This window comes from Armatimonas sp. (assembly GCF_043760365.1).
Lineage (GTDB): Bacteria > Armatimonadota > Armatimonadia > Armatimonadales > Armatimonadaceae > Armatimonas.
This window is the reverse complement of the sequence record NZ_JAYUPA010001027.1, coordinates 1-7,383: the sequence shown is the minus strand read 5'-3', so window position 1 is coordinate 7,383 and position 7,383 is coordinate 1. Positions and strand designations below refer to the sequence as shown.

Below are 7,383 nucleotides of genomic sequence, written 5' to 3'. Positions count from 1 at the left end.
GTCCAGAAAGACACCTCCAAAGAACGGGCGGATAAAGTTCTCCACAAAGAGCGGCGAGAACCCGCGCCGCTTGAGAAAGCGCTCCGTGGTCTCGTCGGGGCCGTCCAGAAGTGCGCTGGTCGGCTTGGCCCCCACCTCGCCTGAGAGCCGCCAGGTGCGCCACTTGTCCTGCGGCGTCACGATCCCGGTCAGCAGCGACGGCAAGAGGGAGTCCGGGTCACGCGCGGGGTCGGCCAGCACATGCCGACGATCCCCCTGCGCGATCACAGCCCCCGGAGAGAAACTTCGCAGCTCCAGCGCCGCATAGTCAAGCTGGCGGCATGCTGCGGGGTAGGCCGTAAAGAACACCTGGAAGCCCCGGTCTAGCGTGAAGCCATCCACGTGATCTGAGCGCACGCGCCCCCCGATTCCGTCGGACTTCTCGTACACCACAACCTCCGCGCCGGACTTCTCCAGCAGCCGCGCACACGTCAGCCCCGCCACTCCCGCCCCGATCACAATGACTTTCACGAGACTATTGTACAGGCTGGGTACACTAAAGCCATGAGTACGCCCTCAATCAACACAGAGAACACGGCTGACCCGTGGCCGCGCTGCCCGGAGGCGGCAGCTTACTTCCAGGAGCTTTTCCAGGATTTTGCCGATCAGAACCCGCAGATCACGCAGCTTGCCCAGCGCTTCGAGGCCGAAGCGGGAGTAGATATTCTCGCGCTCGTGGACCACTGGATTCTGCCGCCAAGTAGCGGCTTGATCGAGAGATGGGAGGCACTCGGGCTGGTAAAAAACACGCTCTCTGAGGGCGACGAGGTCTGGGAGCACCCAGGTGCACGGCTTCCCCGGCTTCGCGTGAAAACCAAGCGCAGCACGCCCTGCCTGGCACTGGGCGTAGAAAATATCGCGGAGTTTGCCGACAAGAATCATCTGGCCCTCGACGCCTGCCACGGCCACGAGGACTCCGCGTATCAGTGTGGGCATCTCAGCCTGCCCCACGGCGAGCTCATGCCCATTGTCCGGCGCGGCTACCGGGGCTTTGCCCCCCAAACCCGCCCTGAGGGATTACAAGCCACACGTGCAGACTTCGCCACTCGGCCCCGCACTGACGATGAGCAGGCCAGCATTGCCGCCGCGCAGAAGCTTTTTGAAAAGCACGCTGCCACGCTGGGTCTGGGCCGTGCTACGGAGGAGTTCTTCGCTGCCGAGCGCGACTACTACCTGGCACGAAATGCGTCAGCACGCTGGCAGTACGCCCGGCAAGAGGCGATTGGAATTGGCTGGGCCAACCACGATCACCACACGTATCGCTGCTCCCGCGACGCGTTTCCCGCGCTGATCTCGCTCTTTGTGGCGATGGGCTTTATCTGCCGCGAGCGCTTCTACGCCGGTGCCGAGGCGGGCTGGGGAGCGCAGGTGCTGGAGCACCCCGAGAGCCGCGTCGTGATCTTCGCCGATGTGGATATCGCCCCCGAGGAGCTGGACTTAGATTTTGCCGCTGTCGAGCTGGTGCCCCGCACAACCCTCGGCACGATTGGACTCTGGTGCGCCCTGCACGGCTCGTCCATTGCGACAGCGGGAATGCACCATATCGAGTGCGAGTTCCTGTGCCAAAAAGTGAAAGACGATGCCAATGCCGCCGGGTACCCGGTCATGGCTCCCTTCACCGAACTGCCGATGCTCTGGCAAGCCTTCACCGTCGGCGAGCCCTGGCGCGTTGCCCCGGAGCGCCTCGCACCGTTAGTGGCAGCGGGGCATATTACCGGTGAGCAGGCCGAGAAGTTCGCCACGGTTGGGGCGCTGGGCAGCCATCTCGAAATCCTCCAGCGATGGGAAGGCTTCAAGGGCTTTAACAAAACCGCCGTCAGCAACATCATCCGCGACACCGATGCCCGGCGGAATTAAGCGGCTTAGCCGCCGACGCGCTTGGCTTTGTAGCCCTGGGCACTGAGCTCGGCGACGACTTTATCACGGTGCTCACCCTGGATCTCGATCACGCCATCTTTGAGCGTGCCACCCGTGCCACAGCGCTTCTTGAGCTGGGTACAGAGTGCCGCCAGCGCGGCATCGTCAAGAGGGAGGCCCTGGATGGTCGTGACACCCGCGCCCTTGCGCCCCTTGGTCTCCCGACCAACACGAACAACCCCGCCGCCCGGGATTTGCGAGCGAGTGGGGTTGTTTATGCAGACACAGACAGCCTCGCCACAGCTCGGGCAGAGGCGTCCTTTTTCGGTAGAGTAGACAAGTCCCACGAAGAAACTATATCATGCTACTTCTTTTTCTTTCGTGACTCCCAGCAGTTTCATCGCCGTGTCGTCGCGTAGGTAGGCTGGAAGCTCGCCGTCGCCCTGCCCTGAGACACTATCCTCTTCCAGACGAAGATAAGCCTGGAACTCATCGAAGAAAGCGATCACTCCTGTGAGATTATCTACGCGAACTCGCCCCGCTTCCTCCAGGGCCTGGTAGTTCGCATTGGTCTCATCCACCATAACGCGCAGCCCATTAAGCCGCTCATGAAGCCGCTCCATTTCCTCAGCGACATTCCGTCGAAAAGCCTTCAGCTCACCTCGATTACGAGTGAGGTACTGATTGAGGGCAACCATTTTTTGCGCCGCATCACTGACCACAAGATGGCCCGCGCTACAAGGATCCGTCGTGACCACAGAGATAGCCTGCTTCATCGTCTCACAACGTCCCCGTGCGGTCACCCCATAGGGCATCCCGACCAACACCTCGACCGCCTGCTCCGCGTTAAAGGGCACCGCCGACAAAAACACTCCACTGTAGATCGTGTTGTCGTTGAGCGAGCCATCTTCTTTAAGGGCTGCGGAGAGATCAGGAGGGGTTAAAGGATCGGGTTCTGGCTCGGGAAGCTGCTCCAGAACCACAACGGGTTCTGGCGTGTAGACAGCTTCCTGGGCAGGCGGAGGCGCAACGATGATAGTGGGCACCGCGTGTTCCTCATCCAGGCGTACCTCGATAAAACTGGAAGTAATGGCCTGACGTAGCTTTTGTCCAATTCGCATGGTTTGTCTCTAAAACTTTCTTAAGCCTGCACCACCGCCCCGCGTCTCACCGACCACAGGCAGCCCTTTTGGGGCGAACTTGGGGCGGTACTCCACGCAGCGGTAGGAAAGTGAGGTCTCACGAGGCGCTTCGGCCTCCTCTGTGTTCACTTCTTTCGAAAAGACAGAGCAGCGGCCATTCGCCACATCATAGCTCCCACAGTCCGTGCACCGACGGAGTACGGTCCAGCAGATGGAGCAGCGCACTGCACCAATCAGCTCGATCCGACCACAGAGCGGACAGTGGATATAGACCTCACGGAAGCCGTAGTCTTTCTTTTCGAGTGCCTGGCGCACTTTTCCTGTAAACGACTCAATGTGCTTGGTCATCTGGGTCAGCGAGGCGAGCAGGTGATTCATCTCCTCAACGGAGATAAAGTCCACGACACGGCCATCTAGGGTATCGGTGAGATCGTTGATCTTACGGTCAATTCCCTTGAGGTGGTCTTTCGCCGTCTGGCTCTTGTAGGGCTTCGCCTTCTCTTCGCTGGAGCGGAAGGAGCGGATCATCTGATCGGCCACCGAGCCGGTCACCCGCAGGAAGATTTCTTTTTTTGTGGGGTACTGCTGGATCGCCCGGATGATCTGATCGAGCGCACCAACTCCCATGCGCTCCGCCTTCACTTTTTCCACAAGGCGCATCTGGGTCTTCGGGTCACTATTGAGAGTCAGAAGAGCGCGCGCATGCCCCTCTCCAAAAACGGGGATGGTGCCCGGCCTCGTCACCAGCTCGGCCTGGATTGCTTCGGGAAGCTCCAATAAGTCAAGCAGCCGCCGTATCGTCGTATCAGAGACTCCCAGTGTCCGCGCTGTCTTCTCATAGGACATGAACTTCAGCAAACCCTGGATCGCACGCGCTTTCTCAATGGCGTTGAGATCCTCGCGCTGGAAGTTCTCTAGAAGCGCATCCGCGGCTGCGTCCTCATCGTTCATCTCACGGATAACCGCGGGGATGGTAGGCATGCCCGCGAGCTTACTTGCTCGGTAGCGCCGCTCTCCCATGATGATCTCATAGAAGCCGGGATACTTTTTGTGTGGACGAACAACTATTGGTTCGAGAACACCCCGCTCTTTAATCGAAGCAGCCAGCTCCTCCAGGGATTCCTGGAAGAAGGTTTTGCGTGGCTGATCTTCAGCAGCGCGTATTTTTTCTAGTGGCAGAAACTGAAACGACATCGAAGCAAGGCTCCCCGGGAGACGGTCTCCCCTTGGGCTTTCTATCCCATCTGGTTATATGGTTGGAAAGCCTGCAAGAATCCTTAGGTGCATTTCGGTATTTTTCCGAGGTACTTCGCTAGCGCCGACGAACAATCCCCAAGGAAAGCATGATATCGGGGGTGTAGCTGGTCACGAGAAAGGGGTAGATGTTTTCCGCAACAGAAACGTGCCAGCGCGTTTTTGCATCGGCTTGGTGCCAGGCTCCAAAGCTCATCTGCTGGCGTCGGCTGCTCCTGCCGCGCAGCCCTCGGTTGAAGGGAAAGCTCGTGTCCTCCATCTGAACCACCAGATTTGTGCGCGGGGTGCTCTGAAACTCAGCAGCAATGACACTCCCTGTGAGCCAGCGCTGTCCCTGTGTCAGGGGGGCCACTTGCACGGCTCCCGCCTGCACTAGATTCAGGTTGGCATGGGCGCTCCAGCGCGGCGTGAGTCGCACCTCTCCCAACAGCCCGACCCCGAGATCCACTGCCCCACTATCCAAAAGTGCTTCCCTACCCCGCACGGGAAGCTTCACCACCGCACGCGCGGACACTCCAGGCCACACAGGACGTCGTGCACTGAGCGTGACAGAAGTCAGCGCCGCCGCCGAACCGCCGTCTTGGAAGACAGTCGCACCATCGCGTACCTCACTGCGCACCTGACCATTTGCAATTTTACTAAAGACAGAGTCGGTGAAGGGCACGACATTCTGGTGCCAAACACGGATCAAGGGATCGAGAAAGCCCCCTGTGCGCTGCACCAAACTTGCTTGCCAGCTCCACTCGCCCCAAGCCTGCCCATACGCCTCTCCGAGGCGCAGGTTCTGAATCTCAGAGTCATCGTAGATAAATCTTGTTACTTCCCCGTGGTAGAAGGCGTTGTTGCCGATATCCAGCCGCAGGCGCTGCTCCCGTGCTCCTGGGGGTAGAGTTGTCACTCGCTCGGGCTCCAGAAGAGTGGCGACACCACTGAGGTTGGTCTGGATTTTAACGGGAAGCGGGCCAAAGAACGCGGGAGGATCAGCGGGCAGAGAGTACATAAAAACAGTTTACCCGGAGCGGATCGCCTCAATGGCCTCCTGGTAGCGCCCGCCGTCGAGGAACGTGAGGTAGGGGGCGTGCGGCTCGCCACAAATATTGGCGATAAACTCTTTCGCGAGTGCGGCCCAGCGGTCTTCACAGCCCCCACCGAGCTTGGGCAGAGCAGCGATCAGGCGCTCGGGAACGGGAAGCTCCTGCGCGTTATGGAAGATTCGGAAGGCAGCCTCGCCCTGTGCGATTAGAGTGCCGTGCTGTCCCCTAAGGCATAGCTGGGCCGCTCCCACTTCCGGGCCAGAGATTAGTGTCACGGGCACCTCGCCGGTCGGCGTGACAAAGCGCAGGCGGGCTGAGTACGACGTGTCGGCATCGCATGTGCGCCACTCGGCACTCTCTAGCTCCTCAGGCGTGAGTGTATCCGCTCTCGCTCCCCAGTCACGAAAATCGTGGATACCAGGGATAATTGGGGCTCGATCAATGGCAAACTTGGCCTGCCCCGTCGCTCGGCTTAGCGTTCCGCTGAGTACGCGCTCAAGGATCGAAAGAAGGTGTGGGAAGTGGCCGTTGAGGAGTCCGCCGCCCTGATCCAGCGAGAGTGCCCACGACCAAGGAAGCGGCGGCGAGAGATGAGCGCTGACATGGTAGGTAGCCTGGGTAATGCGCCCGATCACGCCGCTCGCCACCAGCTCCGCGAGCCAGACCACACTGGGTTCGTAGCGGCGTGTGGCGGCAAAAGCGTGCTTGACTCCTGCTGCCTCGACGAGTTGGCAGAGCGCCGCCGCCTCTGCTGCAGTGGTTGCCAGCGGCTTGTCGCAGAACAGATGACAGCCCTGAGCTACAGCGGCCTCGATGATCTCCCGCCGCAGCACCGCCGGAGTTGCGATTGCCACAATATCGGGGCGCACTTGCTCCAGTGTCGCTCGCCAGTCGTTCGACGCGAGGGAGATTCCCAGTGTGTCGGCCCGTGCCCGCACGATCTCTGGTTCGCGCCCGCACAGCCCAACCACCTCAACACCACAGTGCTGCAAGGCTCGCGTGTGCCCCTCGCCCGCAAAGCCCGCCCCAATGACGATAGCACGACGCATCTTAGGCGTTGACATCAGGAGGGGTAACCTACTTATTTATTTCTCACGCAGTAGAGCGTGTTGGCAGTGCGGATCAGCAGGCGATCCCCGACGAGGGCAGGTGTGGCCATGCACATGTCGTCGTCGGTGAGGCGGTTGGTCTGGAGGAGCTCGAATTTATCCCCCGCTTTGAGAACATAGCAGACCCCATCCTCGCTCAGGCAGTAGATTTTCCCGCCTGCGGCCCAAGGCGACGACGTAAACCCGGAGCCAATGGGCAGGCGCTCGCGATCGTAGAGGGGCTTGCCGGTCTTGGCATCAAAGCAGCTAAATAGGCCCCGGTCGTAGAGAACATAGATGCGGCCCTCGTAGTAAAGCGGCGACGGGTTATACGGCCCGGCGGTGGGATTGGACCAGGCAAGAGCGGCGCTTGCCGTGATATCGCCGCTTGCTCCGGGGCGGATGGCGTAGAGAGGGCGCAGCTGATCGCCCACATAGCCCGAGCTCACAAAGAGCAAGCCGTCGCCGGTCATGGGGGTGGGAATAGCGATGCTCGACATCCCCTTGAGCGACCAGAGTAGCTTGCCGTCACGCGGGTCGTAGCTGCGAACGGCGCGGGTGCCGGGGACGACCAGCTCGGTGCGCGTGCTGCTCTGCCAGACAAACGGCGTCGCCCAGTTACTCTTCTCATCACGCTCGACCTGCCAGATCGGCTTGCCGGTGTTCGCGTCGAAGGCCAGCAGCTCCGCACGCTCGTCGTTGTCATTGACCAGAAAGAGCCTACCTTGGTGCAGAACGGGCGATGCCGCGTAGCCCCAACCAAAGCGTGTCTTACGCGGCTCCAGCTTCTTGGACCACAGCTCCTTGCCGTTTTTTGCATCCAGCACAAACACTCCCAGCCCCCCAAAGAGCGCGTAAACCCGCTTGCCATCCGTCACGGGCGTCTCGGCACCGTAGCTGTTCTTGAGGTGCACGGCAGTGGTCGGTGCGCCACGAAAGACGGTCTTCTCCCAGAGCGCCTTGCCGGTG

The 7,383-nt window shown here is 60.5% G+C and carries 8 protein-coding genes; 1 reads left to right on the top strand and 7 read right to left on the bottom strand.

Annotated elements, in window-relative coordinates:
* Window positions 1-510 (bottom strand): FAD-dependent oxidoreductase (locus ACH2EH_RS26240; RefSeq protein ID WP_395146377.1); only part of this gene is annotated, 510 nt, incomplete at its 3' end.
* A gap of 33 nt (window positions 511-543) precedes the next feature.
* Between ACH2EH_RS26240 and ACH2EH_RS26235 the strand changes: the two genes are divergently transcribed.
* The gene (locus ACH2EH_RS26235; protein WP_395146376.1) at window positions 544-1,896 is read left to right on the top strand and encodes a hypothetical protein; all 1,353 of its coding nucleotides are present in this window, start codon (window positions 544-546) and stop codon (window positions 1,894-1,896) included.
* Between the two features lie 5 nt (window positions 1,897-1,901).
* Here ACH2EH_RS26235 and ACH2EH_RS26230 read toward each other — a convergent pair whose 3' ends face one another.
* The 6 genes from ACH2EH_RS26230 to ACH2EH_RS26205 all read right to left on the bottom strand — a co-directional run.
* The gene (locus ACH2EH_RS26230; protein WP_395146375.1) at window positions 1,902-2,243 is read right to left on the bottom strand and encodes a translation initiation factor Sui1; all 342 of its coding nucleotides are present in this window, start codon (window positions 2,241-2,243) and stop codon (window positions 1,902-1,904) included.
* Window positions 2,244-2,255: 12 nt separating this feature from the next.
* Window positions 2,256-3,017, bottom strand: a complete 762-nt coding sequence (locus ACH2EH_RS26225) for a hypothetical protein (RefSeq protein ID WP_395146374.1) — start codon at window positions 3,015-3,017, stop codon at window positions 2,256-2,258.
* 9 nt (window positions 3,018-3,026) lie between these two features.
* The gene (locus ACH2EH_RS26220) at window positions 3,027-4,232 is read right to left on the bottom strand and encodes a ParB/RepB/Spo0J family partition protein (RefSeq protein WP_395146373.1); all 1,206 of its coding nucleotides are present in this window, start codon (window positions 4,230-4,232) and stop codon (window positions 3,027-3,029) included.
* Between the two features lie 118 nt (window positions 4,233-4,350).
* On the bottom strand, window positions 4,351-5,292 hold the full coding sequence (locus tag ACH2EH_RS26215; protein ID WP_395146372.1) for a DUF3187 family protein: 942 nt from the start codon (window positions 5,290-5,292) through the stop codon (window positions 4,351-4,353).
* A gap of 9 nt (window positions 5,293-5,301) precedes the next feature.
* Window positions 5,302-6,390 (bottom strand): Gfo/Idh/MocA family protein, encoded by a 1,089-nt coding sequence (locus ACH2EH_RS26210; protein WP_395146371.1) that lies wholly within the window; start codon window positions 6,388-6,390, stop codon window positions 5,302-5,304.
* 17 nt (window positions 6,391-6,407) lie between these two features.
* Window positions 6,408-7,383, bottom strand: a 976-nt coding sequence (locus tag ACH2EH_RS26205) for a PQQ-binding-like beta-propeller repeat protein (protein ID WP_395146370.1), incomplete at its 5' end; no start/stop codon positions are given.